Genomic DNA, 24,389 nt, shown 5'->3' with positions numbered 1-24,389 from the left:
GGAGGCGACGGCATTGCAGGGACTCGAAGGTGTGCTCGTCCGGCTGGCGTCGACCGTGGCCTCGACGCTCGTGAAGTCGCTCCTGACGCCGAGGCCGGGCGCCGGGCTGGTGAGCGATCCGGTTCGGCCGCTGCCGAAGCCGGCGGCACCGGAGAAGCTGGCGCGAGTCCTGTCCCGCCGCATCTCGTCGGCGTACGGGGCGCTGCCGGAGCACGAGCGGCTGGCGGCTGTAGCGGCAGTCCAGGACACGTTCGCGGCGGCGGGCCCGCTCGACGCGGAGCGGTTGTTCGCGGCGGACCTGGATTCCGGGCGGCTGGCCGAGGAGCTACGCCGACCGGTGGAGGACCTGGCGGCCCGCGCGGGCGAGCTGTACGAGGAGTTGCTGGAGCTCTGCTGTGCCCATGTCGTTGAACAGCTGACCGCCCACCCGTCGTTCGGGGCGCGGGCCGCGGTCGAGCAGACGCGGCGCTCCGGGCGGGCCGAGGAACTGTTGCGCGCGTTACAGGGCCCGCAGCCCGAGACCGTGGCACTCGGCTTCGAGGAGCGGTACGGACACTATGTGAGCGAGACGAACAGCCGCACCGAACTGTACGGAATCACCCTCGGGAGCCGGGCCGTCGCCGAATGGTCCCTGGACACCGCCTACATCAGTCTCGCCGTGAGCGGGGAACGGCTCGACGACACGCACAGGGGCCGACTCGGTCTGCCCAGCGCCGCGCAGGACCCCGTCAAGGCGGAACAGGCACTGGCCGGCTGCCACCGGCTCGTTCTGCGCGGCCCGGCGGGCTCCGGCAAGTCGACCCTCGTCCAGTGGCTCGCCCTCAACGCGGGCCGCCGCAGCTTCGGCCCCGAACTGGCCGACTGGAACCGCTGCATTCCCTTCGTCCTGCGGCTGCGGTCGTTCAACACACCCGACGGCCTGCCCATGCCACGCGACTTCCTGCCCGCTTCCGGAGTGCCCCTGCGGGCCCCGGAAGGCTGGGTGGAGGAACTGCTGACGAGCGGACGGGCGCTGGTACTGGTCGACGGGGTCGACGAGGTGCCGAGGCGGTTGCGGAGTCGTACGGAGAGCTGGCTCAAGTCGCTGGTCACGGCCTTCCCCGAGGCGCGGTACGTCGTGACGACGAGACCGTCCGCCGTGCCTGAGGAGTGGCTGGCCAGCCAGGGTTTCAGGGCGCACGAACTGCTGCCGATGGAGCGGGACGGCATCCGCGCGTTCATCGGGCACTGGCACGACGCGGCGCGCCAGGAATGCCTGTCCTACGCCGAACGGGAACGGCTGGACACCTACGAGGCAGGGCTGGTCCAGGCGGTGGCGACCCGCCGGGACCTCGGCCGGCTCGCCACCAGCCCTCTCATGTGCGCCCTGCTCTGCGCTCTGAACCGCGACCGCCGTATGCACCTCCCCCGGGCCCGCAAGGAGGTGTACGACGCGGCCCTCGACATGCTGCTGGTACGCCGCGACACGGAGCGGGAGATCACGGACGCCGAAGGGGTCACCCTGACCCGCGAGGAGCAGACCGCGCTGCTCCAGCGGTTCGCGTACTGGCTCATCCGCAACGGTCAGGCGGAGGCCGCCCGGGACGACGCGGTGGAGATGATCGACGAGTGGCTGACCGTGATGCCCCAGGTCAGGGAGCAGGGCGACGCCGACCAGGTCTTCTCTCACCTGCTGATCCGCAGTGGCCTCCTCCGCGAACCCGTGGCGGGCTACGTCGACTTCGTCCACCGCACCTTCCAGGACTACCTCGGAGCGAAGGCGGCGGTCGAGGCCCGCGATTTCGGGGTGCTGGTCCGCAACGCGCACGACGACCAGTGGGACGACGTCGTGCGGATGGCCGTCGGGCACGCGCGCGTGGAGGAGCGGGGGCGACTGCTTCGGCAGTTGTTGCGGCGGGCGAGCAGCGTGAAGGGGCAGCGGCAGCGGCTGGTGCTTCTCGCCGCCGCCTCCCTGGAGCACGCGCCCGAGCTCGATCCGGCGGTTCGGGAGGAGGTCGAGGCCCGCACGGGGAAACTGATGCCACCACGCTCCATGGAGGACGCGGCGGAGCTCGCGAAGGTGGGCGAGTTGGTGTTGGAGCTGCTGCCGGGGCCGGAGGAGTTGGACGGTCCGACCGCGGCGGCTGTGGTGCGGACGGCGGTGCTGGTCGGGGGTGACGCGGCCCTGGAACTGATCTCGCGGTTCCGGGGTGACACCCGGTTCGAGGTCGGCGATCAGCTCTCCCAGGGCTGGCGAGCCTTCGACACGCAGGAATACGTCGAGACGGTGCTGGCACACGCGTCCTTGGAAGGCGTTGCCGTCGAGGTCCGCACACCCGAGCAGAGGGCGGCCCTCGGACAACTGGACCACATCGACCGTTTCCTTCTCATGGGCGAGCACGGGATCCCCGAAGTCATCGCCGCACGCACGACGACGAAGACGCTGTTCCTCGACAGCGACCCCTCACTTCACGACCTGTCCCCTCTGGAGGCGCTGACACAACTGGCGACGTTCGGCATCACCCAATGCCCCCAGGTGCGCGACCTGAGCCCGCTGCGGGGACTTCCCCTCATGCACCTCTACCTCGGCCGCCTCTCACACGACGTCTCGTTGGCTCCGCTCGCCGGACTCACCACCCTCAAGATGCTCACCCTCGATTTCGTGCCCTCCGGAACGTCATGTGTGGCCGGCCTCCCCGCCGGGGACGCGCTTTCCAGGCTGGGTCTCTACGACGGGGCACGCGACGTCGACCTCGGCGGGATCGAACGCTGGCCGATCCTCGACTGGTTGTCCGTCGCCGGCGACCGGCAGACGGAGCAGCTGGCCCGGCTCCAACAAGTCCCCCGGCTGAAGGTGCTCCGCATCACACAGGCCACCGTCGAACCGGCCGCACTGGTCCGTCACCAGGAGTTGACGGAGATCTTCCTTTACGAGTGCGACCTCGCCTCCGGGCTGGAACCGCTGACGAACCTGCCCGAGCTACGAAACCTGGGCCTGAGCCGCTGCGGAGGCTCGATCGACCTCACGCCCCTCGCCGGGCTGGAGCACCTCACCATCCGCGCCATCGTCGGCACGCAGGTGAAGGGTGCCGAACTCTTTCCACCCGACCGTCTCAAGTTCAAGCCCTGACCAGCGGCACAACACCATCGCGGGCACTGGCACGCCGTCAGACCCAGGGCGGGGAGGCCGACTTCCGGACGATCCCGCGGAACCGGGAGTTCAGGCGCGCAGACGCCAGTGCTCCGGGGCTCGTTCGAGGCGGTGGCCGTTCGGAGTGTCAGTGACGGCCCGTATCCTCAGTGACCATGCTCGAAGACCTTACGACCGCGCCGTCCGACGCACCTTGGCCGACCGCGTATCCCGAGGGGTACGCGGTCGTCGACGTGGAGACCACGGGCCTGGCCCGGGACGACCGGATAATCTCGGCGGCCGTCTACCGGCTGGACGCGCGGGGTGAGGTCGAGGACCACTGGTACACGATGGTCAACCCGGAGCGTGATCCCGGGCCCGTGTGGATCCACGGTCTGACGAGCGACATGCTCGAAGGAGCCCCGCTTTTCCAGGACATCGCCGAGGAGTTCTCCGACCGCCTGGCGGACCGTGTGCTCGTCGCGCACAACGCGGTCTTCGACTGGTCGATGATCGCGCGGGAGTACGCGCGCGCGGAGCGCGAGGCGCCGGTGCGGCAGCGGCTGTGCACCATCACGCTCTCCAAGGAGTTGGCGCTGCCGCTGCCCAACCACAAGCTGGAGTCGCTGGCCGCCCACTTCGGCGTCGCCCAGCGGCAGGCGCACCACGCGCTGGACGACGCGCGCGTGCTGGCCGAGGCCTTCCGGCCGAGTCTGCACACGGCCGTGAGCCGGGGCGTGCGGCTGCCGCTCCTCGAATGCCGGCCGCTGACCGAGTGGTCCGGCTCCGCGCACATCGGACGGCAGTCCTCCGGGGGCTACCAGCCCGGGAGTTGGCGCCAGTCGCGCAAGCGGCCCCCGTGCCCGTACCCGAATCCGGGGCGCTACGAGGACGGCAAACCACTCAAGCAGGGCATGCGCGTCGCCTTCTCGGGGGACACGTCGGTCGACCGCGAGCTGCTGGAGGACCGCGCCGTCGAGGCCGGACTGCACGTCGCGACGAGCCTGTCCCGGCTGACCAGTCTCCTCGTCACCAACGACCCGGACTCCGGTACGTCGAAGGTGGTCAGGGCACGGCAGTACGGGACGCCGGTGCTCGACGAGGCGGCGTTCGGGCAGCTGCTGCGGGACGTCGAGCCTGCGGAGGGGTGACCGGAGGGGACGGAGGGGTGACGGGGGCGTGCGGGTGACCCGGGCGTACGGGTGATTGCCCGGCGACTCGCCCCGCGCCCGCTCGCCCGCGCCGCGTCGGCGCCGCACCCTGTGGCGCATGACACGTTGCGAAGTCTGCGGAAACGACTACGGCATGACCTTCGAGGTGCACGCCCAGGGCGCGGTGCACGTCTTCGACTGCTTCGCCTGCGCGATCCACCGCATGGCGCCCATCTGTGAGCACTGCCGCGTCCAGATCATCGGCCAGGGCGTCGAGGCCGACGGTCACTGGTACTGCGGCGCCCACTGCGCCCGCGCGGAGGGGAGGGTGGGGATCGTCGACAGGGTCTGAGCTGCCGGGAAGGGTTCTCACGCGGCTCGGCTCCCACCCGCGTGAACGCGCCCCCTGACCGAGTTGTACGGTCGTGGGGTGTACCGCTTCCTGTTGTCCCGGCAGTGGGTGATCCTCACGCTGGTCGCCCTCCTTCTCATCCCCACGATGATCAGGCTGGGCATCTGGCAGATGCACCGCTACGAGGAGCGCACGGCCAGGAACCAGCTGGTCGCCGACGCGCTGGGCGCCAAGCCTGTGCCCGTGGAGAAGATGACCTCCCCCGGACACACCGTCACCAGGGACGACCGGTACCACAGGGTGACCGCGAAGGGCCGCTTCGACACCGACGACGAGGTCGTCGTCCGTCGCCGCACCAACTCCGACGACGAGGTGGGCTACCACGTCCTGACCCCCTTCGTCCTCGACGACGGCAAGGTCCTGCTGGTCAACCGCGGCTGGATCCCCTCGGACGGCCCGAGCCAGACCACGTTCCCCAAGATCCCCGCACCGCCCCGCGGCGAGATCACCGTCACCGGGCGGCTCATGCCCGACGAGACGACCGCGGCGAGCGGCATCAAGGACCTCAAGGGGCTGCCGGACCGGCAGATCATGCTGATCAACAGCGAGGAGCAGGCCAAGCGGCTCGGCGCCGAGGTGCTCGGCGGGTACATCGCGCAGACCGCACCGGAGCCGAAGGGCGACACCCCGGAGCTGATCGGCAGGCCCGGCGACGAGGACGCGGCGCTGAACTACGCGTACGCCATCCAGTGGTGGCTGTTCGCGGCCGGTGTCCCCGTGGGCTGGGTCATCCTGGTCCGCCGCGAACGCCGTGACCGTGCGGCGGCGGCCGCGGCCTCCGCCTCCGAGGAGGAGCAGGAGACGGCGCCGGCCCCGGCGTAACCGCCCCGCAGGTCCGCCCCTCAGGTCCGCCCCTCAGGTTCGGCGGCGGTCGGTCAGTCGGTCGCGCCAGTAGACGAAGGTACGTTCCGGCTCGGGCAGCAGGTCCCACGGATGACGTGTCATGTGGCGGCCGATGCGCCGGAAGACGGGAGCGGCCTCGTCCGGAAGGTGCGCGCGGGTCAGCGCGAAGGCGAGGACGTTGAGGTCGGTGACTGCCTCGGCGTGGGACGCGGCGGCGGCGTGGAACCAGCCCTTCAGGGCGACGTCGATCTCCTGGCCCGCCCGGGGCTCGTTCCAGTGGCCGCTCGCACCGAGGGCGGCGAGGGTCGACTCCCCCTGACGGTGGGCCGTCAGCTCGACCCGGGCCGCCACGGGGAGGAGCGCGACCGGCGATCCGTGCGGTGCGCGGGCGGCGGCCTGCCAGGCGAAGTCCATCATGTCGGGGACCGTCCCATGGCCGCGCGGGGACAGGTACCCCAGCAGCCGGTGGTAGGCCGTCCGGTGCCACGGCGCGCGGCTGACGGCCTCGGTCCACACGGGGACGGCGTCCTTGAGCGGCACGGCGCAGGAGTACATCAGGGACAGCAGCGCCAGCCAGGGGACCGGGTCCTCGGGGCAGGCCCCGGCGGCGAGCAGGCAGGTCTGTTCGGCGCGGCGGACGGCGGCGGGCCCCTCGGCCGGCGCCCGGGTCGCCTCCACGAAGGCCCGCAGGACCAGGGCGTCGCCGTCGCCGGGCCGGTCGGCGGCCCACCTCTGCGAGACGACGGCAGGCAGGCCTGCTGCCAGGACGGAGACCCTGTGGGCCCGGCGGTCCCAGTCGCGCCCCGTGGCGCGCAGCAGTTCGGCCGCCGGCTCCCAGAGGGGGCGCGTGCGGCCCGCGCCGAGGCCGTGGAGCTGCTGGGCGGGACGGAGGTCGGTGAGGGTCGTGTGCAGCGGTTCGTCGTCGAGTTCGGGGCGGATCAGCAGGGAGGAACGGCGTCTGAGCATCTCGGTCTCGCCATGGGCAGTCGGGGCATCGGTGAAGGGCGGAGCGGGCGGGCATGCCGTCAGGGGCTGGGACGGCACGCCCGACTTGCGGGTCTTTCCTGCTCAGCAGCAGCGGCCTGGGGTCTCGCACTCACGCCGCAGCGTGCGCATCCGCTCGTACTCCCCGCGGGTCGGCACCGGCGCGTGCGGGTGGTGGCGGCGGTGCCGTGCGCGGTAGCGGTCGTACTCCGCCTCGCCGGTCAGCTCCCGCGCGTACCAGAGCACGGCGCCCAGCACCTTCCGTACGGCGCTCAAGAGCCCGCCCCCACCAGCGGCTCGGAGTCGCGCTGCTCCGGCACGTCGAGACGGGACTCGACGTACGGAGCCTCGGTCGTCGGCAGCGGTTCGGCGGACCGGAGAGCGCGGACGCACACCGCCGCGCAGTTGACCAGGACGACGAGGACCAGCAGCAGGAAGATCGCCATGATCACGCCGTCGACGGTGTTGTTGAGGACGATGGTGTGCATGTCGTCCGTGTTCGTGGCACCCGGCAGCAGCTTCCCGGCGTCGATGGCGTCGGCGTAGACATCCCGCGCGGCGAAGAATCCGATCTTCGGGTCGTCCGAGAAGATCTTCTGCCAGCCGGCGGTGAAGGTGACGGCCACGTCCCAGGCCAGCGGGATGCCGGTGACCCACGCCCAGCGCAGCCTGCCCGCCTTGACGAGCATGGTGGTGGTGACGGCCAGGGCGACTGCGGCCAGCAGCTGGTTGGCGATGCCGAACAGCGGGAACAGCTGCTTGATGCCGCCCAGCGGGTCGGTGACTCCGGCGTAGAGGAAGTAGCCCCAGGCGCCCACGACCAGGGCACTGGTGATCCAGATGCCGGGCTTCCAGGTGACGCGGCCGATCGGCTTCCAGACGTTGCCCAGCATGTCCTGCAGCATGAAGCGGCCGACACGGGTGCCGGCGTCCACCGTGGTCAGGATGAACAGGGCCTCGAACATGATCGCGAAGTGGTACCAGAAGGCCTTCATCCCGGCGCCGCCGAACACCCCGGCGAAGATCTCCGACATGCCCACGGCCAAGGTGGGGGCGCCTCCGGAGCGGCCCACCAGCGTCTGCTCCTCGACGGCCTTGGCCGCCGCCGTCAGCTGGTCGGGGGTGATGGTGAAACCGAGGCCCTTCACCGCCGCCGACGCGGTCTCCACGGTCGGGCCGAGCAGCGCGGCCGGGGAGTTCATCGCGTAGTACAGGCCCGGTTCGAGGACGCAGGCGGCGATCAGCGCCATGACGGCGACGAAGGACTCCGTGAGCATGGAGCCGTAGCCGATCAGCCGGACCTGGGACTCCTTCTGGATCAGCTTCGGGGTGGTGCCGGAGGAGACCAGCGCGTGGAAGCCGGACAGGGCGCCGCAGGCGATGGTGATGAACAGGAAGGGGAAGAGGCCACCGGCGAAGACCGGCCCGGCGCCCGTCGAGGCGTACTCCGTCACCGACTCGGCCTTGAGGACCGGAGCGGCGATCACGACACCGACGGCCATCAGGGCGATGGTGCCGACCTTCATGAAGGTCGACAGGTAGTCACGGGGCGCCAGCAGCATCCACACCGGGAGCACGGAGGCCACGAAGCCGTAGCCGACGAGGCAGAAGACGAGGGTCTCGGGGCTCCAGACGAAGTACTCGGCGAGCGAGGAGTTCTGGATCCAGCCGCCGCCGAGGATGGCGAGGAGCAGCAGGCCCACGCCGATGAAGCTGGTCTCCACGACCCGGCCCGGCCGCAGACAGCGCAGGTAGAAACCCATGAAGAGGGCGATGGGGATGGTCATGGTGACGGAGAAGGTGCCCCACGCGGACTCCGCGAGCGCGTTGACGACGACCATCGCCAGCACCGCGAGCAGGATGATCATGATGGCGAAGACGCCGATCAGCGCGGCGGCACCGCCCACCCTGCCGATCTCGTCCCGGGCCATCTGGCCGAGGCTCTTGCCGTCCCGGCGCATGGAGAGGAACAGGACGACCATGTCCTGGACCGCGCCGCCGAAGATCACGCCCGCGATGATCCAGATGGTGCCCGGCAGATAGCCCATCTGCGCGGCCAGCACCGGGCCCACCAGCGGGCCCGCGCCGGCGATGGCCGCGAAGTGGTGGCCGAAGAGGACCCGCTTGTCGGTGGGGTGGTAGTCGACGCCGTCCTCCAGGCGCTCGGCCGGAGTGGCACGGGTGTCGTCGACCTGGAGGACACGCCGGGCGATGAACCGCGAGTAGAAGCGGTAGGCGATGGCGTACGAGCCGAGGGCGGCCATCACCAGCCAGACGGCCGAGATCTCCTCACCCCGGGAGAGCGCGAGGACGCCCCAGCCGACCGCGCCCAGCAGGGCGACGGCGGTCCACAGGAGGATCGAGCGCGGGGTCGGCCGCGACCGTGCGGAGGGCGGCCCTTCCGGCGCCGGACGGCCGGATTCGGGCATGACTGATGTGGGCATGGCGGCTCCTCACCTGAGCGGTGGTGTTGGGGGTACGGCGGTACGCGGTGCGGGTGTACGGCGTACGGGACGTGCGGAACGTATGGAAGAGCGGGAGGTACGCGGGTCAGGGATCGTGACGTCGGTCGTGCCTGGTCAGCACGTACGCGGCAAGCAGGCAGAGGCCGCACCCCGGCACCCAGGCGAGCTGGTACCAGTAGAAGAACGGCGTCCCGGCCAGTTGCGGGCTCGCACCGGCGTACCAGGGGACCCACAGAAGCCCTGCCGCGGGCGCGAGGAGGAGCAGCAGGGCGGCGACGCGCCGTACGCGCCGTGGCCGGTGGTGCTCGTGATGCCCGTGGTGCCCGGTCCGTGCCATGAGCTGCTCTCCTCTCCCGATAGCTGTCGGTCTGTGCAAGAGTTGCCCACCCGCTGGAACTGGTTGACAGCGAATTTCCAGAACATTTCCCGCCGGTTCCCTGTCCTCCGAACCGGCCGCCCGCGCAACCAACAGGCGAGGGTCCAGGCACACCAAGGACGGTGAACCATGGCGGATGGCGCCATGACCACGACGTTCCTCGCCGTGATCGGCGGAGCGTCGCTGCTCGCCGTCACCTCGCGCCGTCTGCGGCCCACCGACCGGCTGCCGTCGCTGGAGGGCTGGGCGCTCGCCGACCGCAGCCTCGGCCCGGTGTGGACCTGGCTGCTGCTGGGCGGCACGATCTTCACCGCGTACACCTTCACCGCCGTGCCGGGCCTCGCGTACGGCAACGGCGCGCCCGCCTTCTTCGCGGTGCCGTACACGGTGATCGTCTGCCCGCTGGCCTTCGTGCTGCTGAGCCGGCTGTGGACGGTGGCACGCCGCCACGGGTACGTCACGGCGGCCGACTTCGTGCGCGGGCGGTACGGTTCGCCGCCGCTGGCGCTGGTGGTGGCGCTGACCGGGATCCTCGCGACGATGCCCTACCTGGCGCTGCAGCTGCTCGGCATACGCGCGGTGCTGACGGCCGGAGGCGTGTACCCGAAGGGCGCGGCCGGGGATCTGGTGATGGTGGCGCTCTTCGCGGGGCTGGCCGTCGCCACGTACCGGCACGGGCTGCGCGCGCCGACCGTGATCTCGGCGCTCAAGGCGGTGGCCGTGTTCGTGTCGCTGACCGCCGTGTGCTGGCTGGTCCTGGAGCGGCTCGGCGGACCGGGCGCGGTCTTCGAGGGGGCGGCGCACCGGCTCGGCGGGTCGGACCCGGCGGACTCCGCGCTCCTGCTCTCCCCCGAGCAGCAGCCCGCCTACGCCACGCTCGCCCTGGGTTCGGCGCTGGCGCTGCTGATGTACCCGCACGTGCTCACGGCCGGGTTCGCCGCCGACGGTCCGCGCAGCCTGCGCAAGGCCACGGTGGCGCTGCCCGCCTGGACGGGGCTGCTCGCGCTCTTCGGCTTCCTCGGCATCGCGGCGCTCGCCACGGGGGTGCGGGCGCCCGAGGGCGGGGCCGAGGCCGCGGTGCCGATGCTGGTGGACCGGCTGATGCCGGGGCCGCTGGCCGGGCTGGTGTTCGGCGCGATCACCGTGGGCGCGCTGGTCCCGGCCGCCGTGATGTCGATCGCGGCCGCCACGAGCTTCGTACGCAACGTCTACGTCGAGTACGTCCACCCGACGGCCACCCCGAAACGCCAGGTGCGCATCGCCAAGGCCGTGTCGCTGACCGCGAAGGTGGGGGCGGTGGCGTTCGTGTTCGGGCTGCGCGACCAGGACGCCATCAACCTCCAGCTCCTCGGCGGCGTGTGGATCCTGCAGACCTTCCCGGCGGTGGCCGTGGGGCTCTTCACCGGGCGGCTGCATCCGCGGGCGCTGCTCGCCGGGTGGGCCGTGGGCATGGTGGCCGGGACGTTCCTGGTGGTGCGGGAGGGGTTCTCGTCGATCGTGCCGTTCGGCCCCGCCGACCAGCCGCTGGAGGTCTACGCGGGCCTGGCCGCCCTCGCCCTCAACCTGACCGTGGCCGTGGTGGGCACCGCGGCCCTCGAACGGCTCGGCGTCCCGCGCGGCGCCGACCTGACCGACCTACCGTCCCGCCTGGCCGTCAGGCGGCGCCCCGAGACGGGAGCGAACAACCCGTGAGACGCAGACCCTCTACTCCCGTACCCCCGGTTTCCGTGCCTCCGGTTCCCGTGCCTCCGGTTCCCGTGCCTCCGGTTTCCGTACGCCCGGCTTCCGCACCCCCTGTTCCCGCACTCCCTCCCCCCGTACCCGCTGCTCCGGTACCCGCTGCTCCCGTGCGCGAGGCGCTCGTCCCGCAGCCCGCCGCCGAAGCGCTCGCCCCCGCGGTGAGTGATCCGGAGGAGCTGGAGCGCGAGGCGGGCCTGGCCCGGCTGTTCGAGCTGCACTACTCGTCGATGCTGCGCCTCGCCGTGCTGCTGGGCGCCGACGATCCGGAGAACGTGGTGGCCGAGGCGTACTACCAGATCTACCGGAAGTGGCGGCGGCTGCGGGACGTCGAGGCGGCCGAGGCGTATCTGCGCTCCACGGTCTGCAACCTGACACGGATGCGGATACGGCACCTCCAGGTCGTCCGCCGGCACGTGGAGACCCCGCCGGACGAGCTCGTCGCCTCCGCGGAGAGCACCGCACTGCTCCACGACGACCAGCGCGTGCTGATCGACGCGTTGCAGCACCTGCCCGCCCGGCAGCGCGAGGCGCTCGTCCTGCGCCACTGGCTCGGGCTGAAGGAGAGCGAGATCGCCGCCGCGATGGGCATCTCCTGCGGCTCGGTGAAGACCCACACGGCCCGCGGCCTGGCCGCGCTGACCCAGGCGATGGAGGCCCGGCGATGAACGACACCACTCCGGGCGCCACTCCGGGCGCCTCCGAGGACCGTACGGACGTCAGCCGCACCGAACAGGAACTGCGCGCGGCGCTGGAGGCTCTGGCGGGCGGGGTGCGGCCCGCGCCCGACGCGTACCGTACCGCCCGCGGCGACTGGCTGCGCCGCGAACGCCGGCGCCGGCTCGTCCTCGCCGTCCTGATCGCCGTCGTCTTCACCCTCGCCACCCTGATCGGCCTGTGGGTCCTGAACCAGACCCCGTCCGACCCGGGCGTCATCTTCTCGGGCAGCGGGGGCACGGTGGCCGGGACGGGGCCGGGCTGACCCGAGGAGGGGGCCCGGAGCCGGACGAAGCGGGTGAGGGAGGATAGGGGCCATGGATCTTGGACTGAAGGACCGTGTGTACGTCGTCACCGGAGCGACCCGCGGGCTCGGCAACGCGAGCGCGCGGGAACTCGTCGCCGACGGGGCCAAGGTGGTCATCACCGGCCGGGACGAGAAGAGCGCCGCCGACGCGGCGGCCACGCTCGGCCCGAACGCCGTGGGGATCGCCGTGAACAACGCCGACCCGGAGGCCGCGACCCGGCTCATCGCCGCCGCGCGCGAGCACTTCGGCGGGTTCGACGGCATCCTGATCAGCGTCGGCGGCCCGGCACCCGGGTTCCTCTCGGACAACACGGACGAGCAGTGGACGGCCGCGTTCGAGTCGGTCTTCCTCGGGGCGGTCCGGCTGGCGCGGGCCGCGGCGGCGGAACTCGGCGAGGGCGGCGTCATCGGTTTCGTGCTGTCCGGTTCCGTGCACGAGCCGATTCCGGGTCTGACCATCTCCAACGGGCTGCGCCCCGGTCTCGCGGGCTTCGCCAAGTCCCTCGCGGACGAGCTGGGTCCGCGCGGCATCCGTGTGGTCGGTCTGCTGCCGGCCCGTATCGACACCGACCGCGTTCGGGAGCTGGACGGTCTCTCGGCCGACCCGGAGGCGACCCGCGCGGGCCACGAGTCCCGCATCCCACTGCGCCGGTACGGCACGCCGGAGGAGTTCGGGCGCACGGCGGCGTTCCTGCTGTCGCCCGCCGCGTCCTACCTGACCGGCATCATGCTGCCGGTCGACGGCGGGTCACGGCACGGCTTCTGAGGCCTTGCGGCTTCCTAGGCCGGTTGCCTCTGAGGCCGGTTGCCTCTGAGGCCGTTGGCTTCCGACCGGCCGGTGGCTTCCGAGACCGGTGGCTTCCGGCCGGCCCATGGCTTGCGACCTGCCGGTGGCTTCCGAAGCCCACGGCTCCCGACCGGCCCATGGCTTGCGACCTGCTGGTGACTCCCGAGGCCCGCGGCTCCCGACCGGCCGGTGGCTTCCGGGCCCGATGGCTCCCGACCGGCCCATCGCTTGCGACCTGCCGGTGACTCCCGAAGCCCGTGACTCCCGACCGGCCAGCGGCTCCCGACCGGCCGGTGACTCCCGAGCCCGATGACTCCCGACCGGCCGGCGGCTCCCGAGCCCGATGGCTCCCGACCGGCCCATGGCTTGCGACCTGCTGGTGACTCCCGAGGCCCGCGGCTCCCGACCGGCCGGTGGCTTCCGGGCCCGATGGCTCCCGACCGGCCCATCGCTTGCGACCTGCCGGTGACTCCCGAGGCCCGTGACTCCCGACCGGCCGGTGACTCCCGAGCCCGATGGCTTTCGACCGGCCGGTGGCTTCCGGGCCCGATGGCTCCCGACCGGCCCATCGCTTGCGACCTGCCGGTGGCTTCCCAGGCCCACGGCTCCAGACCGGCCGGCGGCTCCCGGGCCCGATGGCTCCCGACCGGCCCATCGCTTGCGACCTGCCGGTGGCTTCCCAGGCCCACGGCTCCAGACCGGCCGGGCTCGTCGAGCCGGCGGCTCAGCTCGCCCGGCGCATGCGGGAGCGGGCAGTTCAACTCGCCCGGCCCACGCAGGAGCGGGCGGCTCAGCTCACTCGTTCGGCCCGGTGCTTGACACCACGGAGTCGTACCTCGGCGGGGAGCGCGGCCAGTCCGGCCGAGTCACGGGCGTGTGCGAGGGCCTCGGTCGTCAGTCCGTGCAGGGCGTCCCCGGGGTCCACGTGCGGTTCGAGCAGCAGCCGCATCCGCGCCTCGGGGGCGCGGCGCCGTCCGGTCAGCCGCACCTGGGCGCGCTCCACGCCGTCCAGCTGCCCCGCCTCATCGGAGAGCACGCCCTCCAGGGCGCGCCCGCGCAGCAGGGCGCCCTCGCCGTCGCCGGTGTCGACGAGCACCTCGCCCAGCCGGTGGCGCCGCAGCACGGCCGAGAGCCACCACAGGGTGAGCAGTACGAGAACCGCGAGTGCGGCGATGACGGCGGGCCACCACCAGCCCTCGTCGCGCCACCGTGTCCGGGCGGAGTCACTGAGCAGCACGTCGTGCCGCCCGTCGTGCACCCACCAGGAGGGCGGCTTCGCTCCGAGCCCGACGGCGAGCACGGACCCTCCGGCCACGAGGAGCAGCAGCCCGACGAGGCCCAGCAGCACCCGGTTGACGGTCCTCAGCACCGGTCACCCCTTCCGTCCGGGCCGCCGGACGTGCACGGCCAGCGCGGGCGGCCGGGACAGCCCGAGGCCCCGGATCCCGTCGGCGAGCGTGGCGTCCAGGTCGGCGCGTACCTCGTCGAGCTCGCGGAAGTGGGCGATCGCGCGGACGTCGACCTTCCTGCGGCCCACGCGGACCCGGACGGTCTGCACGCCCGCCACCTCGACGGCCCGGTCGCGCAGCGCCATCGCGGCGGCTCCCCGGTGCAGCCCGGCACGGACGTGGGCGTGGACGCGGCGCATCGGCAGCACGTCGCGCAGCCCGGGTGTCACGGCGAGCACGAGCAGCCAGACACCGAGGGCGGCGGCCACCCCGGCCCCGACGAGCACCCACACGTCGTCCAGGGGACGTTCGGCGAGCTCCCGGGCGAGGGTCTTGCGCCACTGCATGGCGGACCGGCCGGCGCGGACGGCGGCGACGTCGTACAGGAGGAGGCCCGCGCCGGCGAGGAGCAGCAGCGCGACGACGCCCGCGGGGATGCGGCGCGAGGACCAGAAACGCTTCTCGTCGCCGTTCTCGCTGTCGAGGGCGGGCAGTGGGTCGTACGCGGCCGCCGACGTGGACTGGACCGGGTCGTCGTCGGACCCCTTCTCCATGACCGGCAGCCGCTGTGTGCCGTGCGTGTCTTCGGAGCCCTCGGACTCGCTCATCGGGTCCTCCCGTGTACCGCGCCGGGAACGTGCACGAGGTGCAGCCGCTCGACCAGGACGGCCACCTCGGGTACGTCCATCCCCGCCAACGCCTCTACCCGCTGGGCGACCCGGCGACGCACGGCGGCGCATCGGGCGCCGATGTCGGAGGGGTAGTCGAGTTCGAGTCCGACGCTGATGCGCGCGCTCTCGTGGTGGACGACGGCGCTGGCGTGCGGGGGCATGGCATCGGGCGGCAGCGCTTCGAGTGCCTCACGCGCCGCCTGTGAGGCGATCTTCGCGATGACGCGGTCGGCGATCCGGGTGGAGCCGCGCTCGGCCGGCGCGACGCTCGTGACCGGCCGACGGCCCTCGTCGGAGCGGCTGCCGTCCACGTGGCTCACCGCCGTCTGCCGTCACGCGGGCGGAAGAAGTCACCGAGGTCCAGGTCCCCCTCCAGGAACCGGCCGACGACGAAGCCGATGGCACCCAGCGCCGCCACCAGCACGAAGGCACCGAATCCACCGAAGTACCCGGCGAAGGCCAGTGCCATTCCGGCGATCATGCCGATCACGGCCAAAGTCATGCTGTGCTCCCTGTGCTCCTAGGGGCTTGTGCGGGCGTACTACCAGGGGGCCTTTACGGGCGTACCAAGAGCGTTCCCCTGGCACTCCTGGGCTCTTTCCCGAACAGGGAGGGAACCCTCGCGGGCTTTTCCCGGCCGGTCGGGGACTGTCCCGGGCTTTTCCCGGACTGGCAGGGACTGTCCCGGGATCTTTCCTCGGAATGCCAGGGGTTGCTCAACCTCTTTCCCGGCCGCTTTTCCCGGCCGTTTCCGACTCGCTCAAAACTTTCCCGGGCCCACCAGGGGCAATCGCGGGCTCACTGAAGACGGGGCTCTTCTTCTTCCTCTTCCTCCGGCAGTTTCACGTCGCTGACCGCGATGTTGACCTCGACGACCTCGAGGCCGGTCATGCGTTCCACCGCCGCGACGACGTTCTCCCGCACGTCGCGGGCCACGTCGGCGATGGACACGCCGTACTCGACGACGATCTCCAGGTCGAGCGCGGTCTGCACCTCGCCGACCTCGGCCTTCACACCCCGGGTGACCGCCTTCGACCCGCCGGGCACCCGGTCCCGCACGGCTCCGAAAGTCCGTGACAGGCCGCTGCCCATGGCGTGCACACCACGCACGTCCCGTGTGGCGAGTCCGGCGATCTTCTCGACCACTCCGTCGGCGATGGTGGTGCGTCCCCGCGTGGCCGGGTCTCCACCACCACGCCGGGTGGCCTTGCGGGTACCGACGCCCGGTGCCGACGCGGTCTCGCTCTCGGGGTCCCCCGTCCGGTTCCGCTGCGTCATGTCGGTCATGCCGTACGTCCCTTCCGGTTGTCCTCCTTCGACCACAGTAAGTGGGGTTGCGTGGTCGCGCGCCAGGGATGCGGCAGGCTGGAGCAATGACGGTGGACGGATGGGCGAAGGCGGTACGGCAGCAGGTCGGGCTCGGGAGGCTGCTCCCCCTGGGCGGCCCGCGCGACGGTGCCTGGATCACGGAGAAGGCGGCCGGCTCGGTCCTGCGCCGCGCGGCCGACTCGACGCGCGGGGTCCGGCTGGGCTCGCTGCGGATCTCACCGATCGATCCGGAGGCGTCGTACGACCCCGCCGTGCCGCCTCCCCCGAGCGCGCTGCCGCCGGGGCCGCTGCGGATCGGCGCGGACTTCCTGGCGTCGGCGGATCCCACGGCCCCGGCCACCGAATCCCTGCCGGTGACGGCGGCCCGGCTCCGGGACTCGCTGGCCACCGCCGCGAATGAACACCTCGGCCTGACGGTGACGGAGGTGGATCTGCGGGTGACGGACCTGGCGGACGCCGACGAGGACACCACGACCGCCGCACCCGCCGACGAACGGCCCGGTGATGAACCCGTGCCCGAGCCGCCCGGCGACGGCGAGGAGGCCCACGTGGCCGCCGCCGCGCTGTCCGTGCCGGGGGTGACCCGTCTGACCGGGGCGCTCGGCGGACGGGCCCGCGCGGTCCACCTCGTCGAGACCGGCCCCGCGCTGCCGCGTCGCCATGTGCGCGTCGAGGTGGCGGTCACGACGGCGGAACGGGTCCTCGACGTCGCGCGCGGGGTGCGCGTGGCGGTGGGCGAGGCCCTGCCCGACCATCCGTCCGTGGCGGTGGTGGTGACGGCGGTGGACTGACGCTCCGCTGGGTGGACTGACGCTCCGCTGAACTGGCGGGGGCGCCTCGGGTGGGGTGGCTGGGGTGGTCTCGCGGCTGCGGGCCCGTTGTGGCTGGTCGCGCCCCGCGGCGGAGCCGCATATCGATACAGCCCCGCGCCCCTTTGGGGCGCGAACCCTACGACTCGCCGCCCTTTCGGACCCCCGCGCCGAGACCCGTGCGGCCCACGCCCCTGCCCCCCGGCCTACTCCCCGATCCCCGCCAGGTCCCGCAGCCGTCGGGTCTGTGCGGCGCGTTCGGCGGCACGCTGGTCGTCGTACGTGCGGTCCTGCGCCCCGCGCACGAGCGCCTTGGTCTCGATGACGGCGTCGCGCGGCGCGGCGAGCACCGCCGACGCCAGGTCGCCCACGGCGTCGTCGAGCTGGTCGACGGGCACGGCGAGGTTGGCGAGGCCGGACTGCACCGCTTCCTCCGCCTGGACGAAGCGCCCGGTCACGCAGATTTCGAGCGCGCGACCGTACCCGACGAGGCTCACCAGAGGGTGCGTGCCCGTCAGGTCGGGTACGAGTCCGAGGCTCGTCTCGCGCATGGCGAACTGCACGTCGTCGGCGACGACGCGCAGATCACAGGCGAGCGCGAGCTGGAAGCCCGCACCGATGGCGTGTCCCTGCACAGCGGCGATGGACACGATGTCATTGCGCCGCCACCAGGCGAACGCCTCCTGGTACGCGGCGATGGTCGCGTCGAGATCGGCGTCGTCGCTCCGCGCGAGATCGACGAACGACGGCTCTCCCTCGATTCCCTCGGGCGTGAACATCTGCCGGTCGAGCCCCGCCGAGAACGACTTGCCCTCGGCGCGCAGCACGACCACGCGGACGGAGCCCGGCAGCGTCCGGCCAACCTCGGCCAAGGCCCGCCACAGAGCGGGGCTCTGGGCGTTGCGCTTGGCCGGGTTGGTCAGCGTCACCGTGGCGAGCGCCTCATCGACGGTGAGGCGTACGCCGTCCTTGTCGAGTGCGGGAGCGAGGTCCTTGTCGAGCGAAGTCATGGGCGTCTCCGGTGCGTGCGGTCGGTCGGGACGCCGTACGTTGTCGCACGACGGCGCCCTCAAGTGACTGCACAGTAACCACCCGGTCGGTCTGGGGGTTCCCCCAGGTCCCTCAAGGGCACTGAGGGACGATCGACCGGGTGGCCACCGTCGAAGCCGATGAGCCGCCCGGCGTCAGGCCGAGGCCTTCTTGCCCCGTGTCGCCCCGCCGCGTCCTCGCAGCGTGACGCCCGACTCGCTGAGCATCCGGTGGACGAAGCCATACGAGCGGCCGGTTTCCTCGGCCAGTGCTCGGATGCTCGCACCGGAGTCGTACTTCTTCTTCAGGTCTGCCGCGAGCTTGTCGCGCGCGGCGCCGGTCACCCGGCTGCCCTTCTTCAGAGTCTCGGCCACCCGTGCCTCCTCATGGGAAGTGCGCTCTGGTCTCCTCATGATCACCCCTCCGGGCCCTGATGGCCACCCATTCGGCAAGGTCCGTGAGACAACCTTGTGACGACGGGAGCACATCCCCACGAGCGGAATATGGAATTCCGCGCAAGCCTGTCCGTACGTCCGAACGGGTTGTTCCGCGAAACGGCAGGTCAGAGGCGCGCGACGACCGAGCCCCCGGTTCGCGAGGGCTCGGCCGTGAAATCGATGTAGGACACACCTCGGTACGAGGAGATCTCACACAGATGGTGGATCACGAATCGGCCGAATGATCCATACGCAGTGGATCAGCCATTGGATCAGTCATCGGATCAAGCGGAAATGACCGCGCGGGTGGCTGCCGGAGGTCAGGCGAGGGCCACGAGATCGGCGTAGTCGGCGCCCCAGAGGTCCTCGATGCCGTCCGGCAGCAGGATGATCCGCTCGGGCTGCAGCGCCTCGACCGCGCCCTCGTCGTGGGTGACGAGGACGACCGCGCCCTTGTAGGTGCGCAGGGCGCCGAGGATCTCCTCGCGGCTGGCCGGGTCGAGGTTGTTGGTCGGCTCGTCGAGGAGGAGGACGTTCGCGGAGGAGACGACCAGCGTCGCGAGCGCGAGCCGGGTCTTCTCACCGCCGGAGAGCACGCCGGCCGGCTTGTCGACGTCGTCACCGGAGAACAGGAACGAGCCGAGCACCTTGCGGACCTCGACGAGGTCCATGTCGGGCGCGGCCGAGCGCATGTTCTCCAGCACCGTGCGGTCCGGGTCGAGCGTCTCGTGCTCCTGCGCGTAGTAGCCGAGCTTCAGCCCGTGGCCCTCGACGACCTGGCCGGTGTCGGGCTTCTCCACTCCGCCGAGGAGCCGGAGCAGGGTCGTCTTGCCCGCGCCGTTGAGGCCGAGGATGACCACGCGGGAGCCCTTGTCGATGGCCAGGTCGACGTCGGTGAAGATCTCCAGCGAGCCGTACGACTTGGACAGGCCCTCGGCGGTGATCGGGGTCTTGCCGCAGGGCGCGGGCTCGGGGAAGCGCAGCTTGGCGACCTTGTCGGACTGGCGGACCGCCTCAAGGCCGGACAGCAGCTTGTCCGCTCGGCGGGCCATGTTCTGCGCGGCGACCGTCTTGGTGGCCTTGGCGCGCATCTTGTCGGCCTGCGCGTTCAGGGCGGCGGCCTTCTTCTCGGCGTTGGCGCGCTCGCGCTTGCGGCGCTTCTCGTCGGCCTCGCGCTGCTGCTGGTACAGCTTCCAGCCCATGTTGTAGATGTCGATCTGGGCGCGGTTGGCGTCCAGGTAGAACACCTTGTTGACGACCGTGTCGACCAGCTCCACGTCGTGGGAGATGACGATGAAGCCGCCGCGGTAGGTCTTCAGGTAGTCGCGCAGCCAGATGATCGAGTCGGCGTCCAGGTGGTTCGTCGGCTCGTCGAGCAGGAGCGTGTCCGCGTCGGAGAACAGGATGCGGGCCAGCTCGATACGCCGGCGCTGACCGCCGGAGAGCGTATGGAGCGGCTGACCGAGCACCCGGTCGGGCAGGTTCAGCGCGGCCGCGATGGTGGCGGCCTCGGCCTCGGCGGCGTATCCGCCCTTGGTGAGGAACTCGGTCTCCTGGCGCTCGTACTGCTTGAGCGCCTTCTCGCGGGTGGAGCCCGTGCCGGTGGCGATGCGCTGTTCGTTCTCGCGCATCTTGCGCAGCAGGACGTCCAGGCCGCGGGCGGACAGGACGCGGTCGCGGGCGAGCACGTCCAGGTCGCCGGTACGCGGGTCCTGTGGCAGGTAGCCGACCTCGCCGGAGCGGGTGACGGTGCCCGCGGCGGGGATGCCCTCGCCCGCGAGGACCTTGGTCAGGGTGGTTTTGCCGGCGCCGTTGCGGCCGACGAGGCCGATGCGGTCGCCCTTGGTGATGCGGAAGGAAGCGGACTCGATGAGGACGCGGGCACCGGCGCGCAGCTCGATACCGGAGGCGGAGATCACGGACAGACTCCAGGGCAGGGTCGTTGACGGCGGGGTGGGCGGCTGAGGGCGGTCACGCCGTCTAATGCGCGAGGAGAATGGCCATGGGGCCGATTCTAACGGGGGCGGCAAGCGCTTTTACGCCCCCACCGGACGGGCTCACGTGGTCTCGGTCACCGCGGGCGGCGGGAGCGGGGGCGGACGCGGCCGGTGGCGGGGCGCAGAGTAGGTGGTGTGTGCCCCCGGTGTGCGTGTGACACGGCGGCGCGTCCCTCGTACGGAGCACGGTCCGGTGACGCGCTGCGCGGAGTCGTACGAGAGTGGTGCGCACGGGTCGGCTCCCGGCTCGCGGGGCGTTGTCAGTGGCCGGTGCGAGACTGAGCGACAGGCCGGGTTTCCGGTCGGATTCCGGCACCGGGACACGAGGAAGTGATCGGTATGGCGGGAACGAGCGACGGGCGTCCGAGCGTCTACCCGACGCTGCTTTACGCGGACGCCAAGGCGGCGATCAAGCAGCTCACGGAGGCCTTCGGCTTCACCGCCCTGGCGGTGTACGAGGGCGAGGACGGCACGGTGCAGCACGCCGAGCTGGCACAGGGCAACGGCGCGGTGATGCTCGGCTCCAAGGGCCGCGGCGGCGTCTTCGACAGCGCCATGAAGGGCGCCGGCACCACGGGGGTGTACGTCGTGGTGGACGACGTCGACGCACACCACCTGCGGGCCGTGCGGCACGGCGCGGAGATCCTGATGCCCCCGACGGACCAGGACTACGGGTCGCGGGACTACATGGCCCGGGACGCCGAGGGCAATGTGTGGAGCTTCGGCACGTACGCCCCCGAGATAGGCCGCTAGCGCTGCCGCACGGGGCCGGTCAGCTCCCGCCGGTGTGGACCTGGAAGGCGGCGCGGCGTACGGCCTTGGCCAGGGCGGGGTCGGGGTGTGCGGCGGCGAGGGCGACCAGGACCTGCACGGTGCGGGGGTGCCCGACGGCCCGGACCTCTGCGAGCAGGGCGGGCACGGTGCCCTGGACGGCGGACTCCAGGTGCCGCACGAGGAGCGGGGCCTCACCGTGGTCGGCGACGGCCGCGGCCGTGTCCACCCAGAGCCAGGTGGCCTCGTCGCGGGTGAGTACCTCGTGGGCCTCCTCGGGGTCGGCGCCGTCGTGCACGGCGAGCCACAGCAGGGCGTAGGGCCGCAGCGGGGTCTCGTCGACCACGGCGCGCACGTCGGGCTCGGCGGGGGCGCCGACGACACGGAGCGCCTCGAAGGCAAGTCCGCGCAGCAGGGCGTCCTCGCCGCGGGCGGCGTCGATGAGTTCGGTGACGGCGCTGCCGACGGGGCGGGCGGCGAGCCAGGCGCGGTACTCGGCGCGGGCGGCGTTCGGCCGGAGCTGGGCGCAGCCGCGGAGCATGTCCTCGGCGGAGACCTCGATGTTCCCGGCCGGGCTCTGCGCGGCGACGCAGATCTGCTCCAGCTTCACCCACACCGCCCAACTGCCGAGCGGGGTGAGCGTGGCCTGTCCGTCGCCGTAGGTGAGGGCGCCGACGGAGGCGAGCGCGTGCAGGGCCCAGTCGAGGAGCGGGGCGAGCGCGGTGTCGTCCTGGCCCGGCTCCGGCTCCTCGGCGACCGCGGGGGGCTCGGGCCGCGGCCCGAAGGGGATCTCGCAGCGCTCGGTGCGCAATTCGGTGACCCGCTGCTCCAGCAGGTCGAGGAGCTGCTCGACGGGTACGGGACCGGCGGAGAGCTGGAGGAAGGAGAGGACCTGGGGCATCGCGGAGACGACCTCGGCGACTGCGGCGTGCTCGCGGTCCGCGGGTTCCGGGAGGGCGAGCGACCAGGCGTCGAAGAGGGCGACCCAGCCGCGCAGGACGGCGCTGTCGTCGCGGTTCCAGGCGCGCAGCCGCCAGCCGGGGCGGGCGGTGTCGCCGTGCACCTCGACGAGCCCGGCGAGACGTGCCGTGTCCCAGTCGTGGCGGACCTGATCCGGAGTCAGCCCCAGCTCGGCGGCGGCCCGTTCGGCGGTCGCGCCGGAGAGGGTGCCATTGCCGTCGGAGCTCGCTCCCTCGCGGCCCGGGCGGAGGGCGGCGTCGGCCCAGCGGGCGACGCGGGCCGCGTCCGCCAGAACGGCGCGGGCCACGCGGGCGAGTTCCGCCCGTGGAGGGGTGCCCTCCGGGGGGCGGGGGGCCGGTCGGCGGCGCTGGGTCACTGCTGCTCGGGGAGCGGCGGCCAGGTTTCGCGGGCTGACGAGTCGGAGCCTGGAGTCGCGCGGGGTACGGGACGTCACAGGGGCAGTCTTCCGGTTGACGGTCCGAAAACCCAAACGGAATGTCACGGGGGGCGACAGGGATGGCCAACGAAGGGGCTCGACAAGGGCTCGACACGTGTGAGCGGCGCCTTGTCCGACCCAGAAGCGGAATGAGCGCCGCCGCCACGGGAGGGGTGGCTGCCGGGGCCCCGGCCGGGGGCTGAGCGCGCCCCGGCGCCCCGATGGCCGTACTTCTCGCGCGGCCTTCGGCCCTCGGCGCCGCCTCCCCTCCTCTACATCAAGGGCGTCAGGAAGCGGCGCAGTGCCTCCTCGTAGCCCGCCGGGTCGGCGTTCCACATGGCGCCGTGGGGGGCGTCCGGGACCGTGCGCAGGGCGACCTGGTTCGGATTGCGGTCGGCGAGCGCGCGGGAGAGGGACCAGGGGGCGATCGTGTCGTCGGGGCCGTGGAAGATCAGGACCGGCACCTTGAGCTGTTCGGGCACGACGGCGGCCTGGACCCGGTCGCCGCGCAGGCCGGTGCGGCCCTGGGCGGCGCGGACGGCCAGCGGCAGCAGGGCGCCGGGGGTGCGGCGGGCCGCCGCGAGGGCACGCAGCGTGGTCTCCCAGCTCAGGACGGGAGAGTCCAGCACGAGACCGGTGACACGCTCGCGCAGGGCGGAGTGGGCGGCGGCACGCAGGGCCATGGTGGCGCCGGTGGACCAGCCGTGCAGGACGATCTGCTGGGCGCCCCGACCCACGGCGTAGCGGATGGCCGCGTCCAGGTCGCGCCACTCGGTCTCGCCGAAGTGGTTCAGTCCGTCCGGGGACCGGGGCGCCCCGGCGTCACCGCGGTAGGCGGGAACGAGGACGGGGAGCCGGCGGCCGTGGAGGAACTGCAGGACGTTCAGGGCCTGTTCACGGGTGGCGCCCAGGCCGTGCACGGCGATGACCCAGGTGTCGCGGGCCGCGGGCACGAACCAGGCGGGCAGGGCGCCCAGTTCGCCGGGCACCTCGACGTCGGTGTGGTCGAGGCCGAGGGCGGCACCCGGATCGCCGAGGTGGATGTTCGGGGTGAGCCACACCTTGTCGCCGGGTTCGAGGGTGCCGTGGGTGACGCGCTCCAGGCGGCGTACGACGGTGTCGGCGGAGTGGGCGGCCGCGTCCAGGACCGGGCCGACGACCGCGTGCGAGCCGTTGCCCGCGAGGCCGTACGTGCCGGGCCGCCGGGAGGCGAGGTCCCGGGTGAGGGTGATCTGCCCCGCGGCCGTCGCGTGGACGGTCAGCCGGGGCTCCGTGGGCAGCCGTCCGCCCGCCGGCGCCTTCAGCGCGGCGTCACTGGCGAACCGGCCGACGGCGATGCTCGCCGCGCCGGCTGCGAGGGCGACGGTGGCGGCCGCGGCCGCGGCTTTGACTGTGCGCACGCCTCCAGTGTCCTGTCAGGTTCGGCCCCCGGCCAGCGGGAGGACGGTTCGGAGTGACGGGCCCGGGGGACTCCGGGGAACGCCCGGCGGACGTCCGGCAGACCCGTCTCCGCCGCCCGTACCGCCGTCACCGTCACGCGGCGGGTGCCCTTCCCGGGCCGTCTCACGCCCGGCCCGTCTCACTCCCGGGCCGTCTCACGCCCGGCCCGTCTCA

Annotated in this window: 24 protein-coding genes; 10 read left to right on the top strand and 14 right to left on the bottom strand. The window is 72.3% G+C overall.

Annotation, left to right across the window (positions count from 1 at the left end):
- The first annotated feature begins 13 nt into the window (after positions 1 to 13).
- From AB0959_RS03440 to AB0959_RS03425, 4 genes are all read left to right on the top strand, one after another.
- Positions 14 to 3,109 carry an NACHT domain-containing protein gene (locus AB0959_RS03440; RefSeq protein WP_366824548.1) on the top strand — a complete coding sequence of 1,032 codons (3,096 nt, stop codon included), beginning with the start codon at positions 14 to 16 and terminating at the stop codon, positions 3,107 to 3,109.
- A gap of 176 nt (positions 3,110 to 3,285) precedes the next feature.
- On the top strand, positions 3,286 to 4,260 hold the full coding sequence (locus AB0959_RS03435; protein WP_366824547.1) for a DEDDh family exonuclease: 975 nt from the start codon (positions 3,286 to 3,288) through the stop codon (positions 4,258 to 4,260).
- A gap of 118 nt (positions 4,261 to 4,378) precedes the next feature.
- Positions 4,379 to 4,612 carry a hypothetical protein gene (locus AB0959_RS03430; RefSeq protein ID WP_366824546.1) on the top strand — a complete coding sequence of 78 codons (234 nt, stop codon included), beginning with the start codon at positions 4,379 to 4,381 and terminating at the stop codon, positions 4,610 to 4,612.
- Between the two features lie 78 nt (positions 4,613 to 4,690).
- Positions 4,691 to 5,494, top strand: coding sequence for an SURF1 family protein (locus AB0959_RS03425; RefSeq protein WP_366824545.1), 804 nt, complete (start codon positions 4,691 to 4,693; stop codon positions 5,492 to 5,494).
- Between the two features lie 33 nt (positions 5,495 to 5,527).
- Here AB0959_RS03425 and AB0959_RS03420 read toward each other — a convergent pair whose 3' ends face one another.
- The 4 genes from AB0959_RS03420 to AB0959_RS03405 form a co-directional block, all read right to left on the bottom strand.
- Positions 5,528 to 6,481, bottom strand: a complete 954-nt coding sequence (locus tag AB0959_RS03420) for a hypothetical protein (protein ID WP_366824544.1) — start codon at positions 6,479 to 6,481, stop codon at positions 5,528 to 5,530.
- 102 nt (positions 6,482 to 6,583) lie between these two features.
- Positions 6,584 to 6,775, bottom strand: a complete 192-nt coding sequence (locus tag AB0959_RS03415) for a CstA-like transporter-associated (seleno)protein (RefSeq protein WP_366824543.1) — start codon at positions 6,773 to 6,775, stop codon at positions 6,584 to 6,586.
- A complete protein-coding gene (locus AB0959_RS03410; RefSeq protein WP_366824542.1) occupies positions 6,772 to 8,943 on the bottom strand; it encodes a carbon starvation CstA family protein in 2,172 nt (723 codons plus the stop codon). The genes AB0959_RS03415 and AB0959_RS03410 overlap by 4 nt, the downstream gene beginning before the upstream one ends.
- A 106-nt stretch (positions 8,944 to 9,049) precedes the next feature.
- Positions 9,050 to 9,301, bottom strand: coding sequence for a DUF3311 domain-containing protein (locus AB0959_RS03405; protein ID WP_366824541.1), 252 nt, complete (start codon positions 9,299 to 9,301; stop codon positions 9,050 to 9,052).
- 168 nt (positions 9,302 to 9,469) lie between these two features.
- Here AB0959_RS03405 and AB0959_RS03400 point away from each other — a divergent pair, with 168 nt between their 5' ends.
- The 4 genes from AB0959_RS03400 to AB0959_RS03385 all read left to right on the top strand — a co-directional run bounded on the left by AB0959_RS03400 (position 9,470) and on the right by AB0959_RS03385 (position 12,867).
- A complete protein-coding gene (locus AB0959_RS03400; RefSeq protein WP_366824540.1) occupies positions 9,470 to 11,032 on the top strand; it encodes a sodium:solute symporter in 1,563 nt (520 codons plus the stop codon).
- 155 nt (positions 11,033 to 11,187) lie between these two features.
- Positions 11,188 to 11,745: a sigma-70 family RNA polymerase sigma factor gene (locus AB0959_RS03395; protein ID WP_366824539.1), complete on the top strand. Its 558-nt coding sequence runs from the start codon at positions 11,188 to 11,190 to the stop codon at positions 11,743 to 11,745.
- Positions 11,742 to 12,059 (top strand): hypothetical protein, encoded by a 318-nt coding sequence (locus AB0959_RS03390; protein ID WP_366824538.1) that lies wholly within the window; start codon positions 11,742 to 11,744, stop codon positions 12,057 to 12,059. Before AB0959_RS03395 ends, AB0959_RS03390 begins: the two co-directional genes overlap by 4 nt.
- Positions 12,060 to 12,111: 52 nt before the next feature.
- Positions 12,112 to 12,867, top strand: coding sequence for an SDR family oxidoreductase (locus AB0959_RS03385; RefSeq protein WP_366824537.1), 756 nt, complete (start codon positions 12,112 to 12,114; stop codon positions 12,865 to 12,867).
- Positions 12,868 to 13,678: 811 nt separating this feature from the next.
- Here the strand turns inward: AB0959_RS03385 and amaP are convergent.
- The 5 genes from amaP to AB0959_RS03360 form a co-directional block, all read right to left on the bottom strand.
- Positions 13,679 to 14,257 (bottom strand): alkaline shock response membrane anchor protein AmaP, encoded by a 579-nt coding sequence (amaP, locus tag AB0959_RS03380; protein WP_366824536.1) that lies wholly within the window; start codon positions 14,255 to 14,257, stop codon positions 13,679 to 13,681.
- Positions 14,258 to 14,260: 3 nt separating this feature from the next.
- Positions 14,261 to 14,944: a DUF6286 domain-containing protein gene (locus tag AB0959_RS03375; RefSeq protein ID WP_366824535.1), complete on the bottom strand. Its 684-nt coding sequence runs from the start codon at positions 14,942 to 14,944 to the stop codon at positions 14,261 to 14,263.
- Entirely contained in the window at positions 14,941 to 15,318 is a 378-nt protein-coding gene (locus AB0959_RS03370; RefSeq protein ID WP_366824534.1) for a hypothetical protein, read from the bottom strand. Before AB0959_RS03370 ends, AB0959_RS03375 begins: the two co-directional genes overlap by 4 nt.
- Before the next feature lie 5 nt (positions 15,319 to 15,323).
- Entirely contained in the window at positions 15,324 to 15,509 is a 186-nt protein-coding gene (locus AB0959_RS03365; RefSeq protein WP_366824533.1) for a hypothetical protein, read from the bottom strand.
- Positions 15,510 to 15,805: 296 nt separating this feature from the next.
- Positions 15,806 to 16,294, bottom strand: a complete 489-nt coding sequence (locus tag AB0959_RS03360) for an Asp23/Gls24 family envelope stress response protein (protein WP_366824532.1) — start codon at positions 16,292 to 16,294, stop codon at positions 15,806 to 15,808.
- Between the two features lie 86 nt (positions 16,295 to 16,380).
- Here AB0959_RS03360 and AB0959_RS03355 point away from each other — a divergent pair, with 86 nt between their 5' ends.
- Positions 16,381 to 17,127: a nucleopolyhedrovirus P10 family protein gene (locus AB0959_RS03355; protein ID WP_366824531.1), complete on the top strand. Its 747-nt coding sequence runs from the start codon at positions 16,381 to 16,383 to the stop codon at positions 17,125 to 17,127.
- A 224-nt stretch (positions 17,128 to 17,351) separates the two neighbouring features.
- Here AB0959_RS03355 and AB0959_RS03350 read toward each other — a convergent pair whose 3' ends face one another.
- The 3 genes from AB0959_RS03350 to AB0959_RS03340 form a co-directional block, all read right to left on the bottom strand.
- Positions 17,352 to 18,155: an enoyl-CoA hydratase/isomerase family protein gene (locus AB0959_RS03350; RefSeq protein WP_366824530.1), complete on the bottom strand. Its 804-nt coding sequence runs from the start codon at positions 18,153 to 18,155 to the stop codon at positions 17,352 to 17,354.
- 174 nt (positions 18,156 to 18,329) lie between these two features.
- Entirely contained in the window at positions 18,330 to 18,548 is a 219-nt protein-coding gene (locus AB0959_RS03345; RefSeq protein WP_019060653.1) for a helix-turn-helix domain-containing protein, read from the bottom strand.
- 383 nt (positions 18,549 to 18,931) lie between these two features.
- Entirely contained in the window at positions 18,932 to 20,530 is a 1,599-nt protein-coding gene (locus AB0959_RS03340) for an ABC-F family ATP-binding cassette domain-containing protein (protein ID WP_366824529.1), read from the bottom strand.
- Positions 20,531 to 20,947: 417 nt separating this feature from the next.
- On the opposite strand from AB0959_RS03340, the gene AB0959_RS03335 reads away from it, so the two are divergent.
- On the top strand, positions 20,948 to 21,361 hold the full coding sequence (locus AB0959_RS03335; RefSeq protein WP_366824528.1) for a VOC family protein: 414 nt from the start codon (positions 20,948 to 20,950) through the stop codon (positions 21,359 to 21,361).
- 19 nt (positions 21,362 to 21,380) lie between these two features.
- Here the strand turns inward: AB0959_RS03335 and AB0959_RS03330 are convergent, their stop codons facing one another.
- Together AB0959_RS03330 and AB0959_RS03325 are read right to left on the bottom strand one after the other, a co-directional pair.
- Positions 21,381 to 22,793, bottom strand: coding sequence for a hypothetical protein (locus tag AB0959_RS03330; protein WP_366824527.1), 1,413 nt, complete (start codon positions 22,791 to 22,793; stop codon positions 21,381 to 21,383).
- A gap of 254 nt (positions 22,794 to 23,047) precedes the next feature.
- Positions 23,048 to 24,175 (bottom strand): prolyl oligopeptidase family serine peptidase, encoded by a 1,128-nt coding sequence (locus tag AB0959_RS03325; RefSeq protein ID WP_366824526.1) that lies wholly within the window; start codon positions 24,173 to 24,175, stop codon positions 23,048 to 23,050.
- Positions 24,176 to 24,389 lie beyond the last annotated feature (214 nt).

Source organism: Streptomyces sp. NPDC046862 (genome assembly GCF_040704615.1).
Taxonomy (GTDB): domain Bacteria; phylum Actinomycetota; class Actinomycetes; order Streptomycetales; family Streptomycetaceae; genus Streptomyces.
The sequence above is the reverse complement of the archived record's forward strand: the minus strand, read 5'-3'. Positions and strand labels throughout refer to the sequence as shown.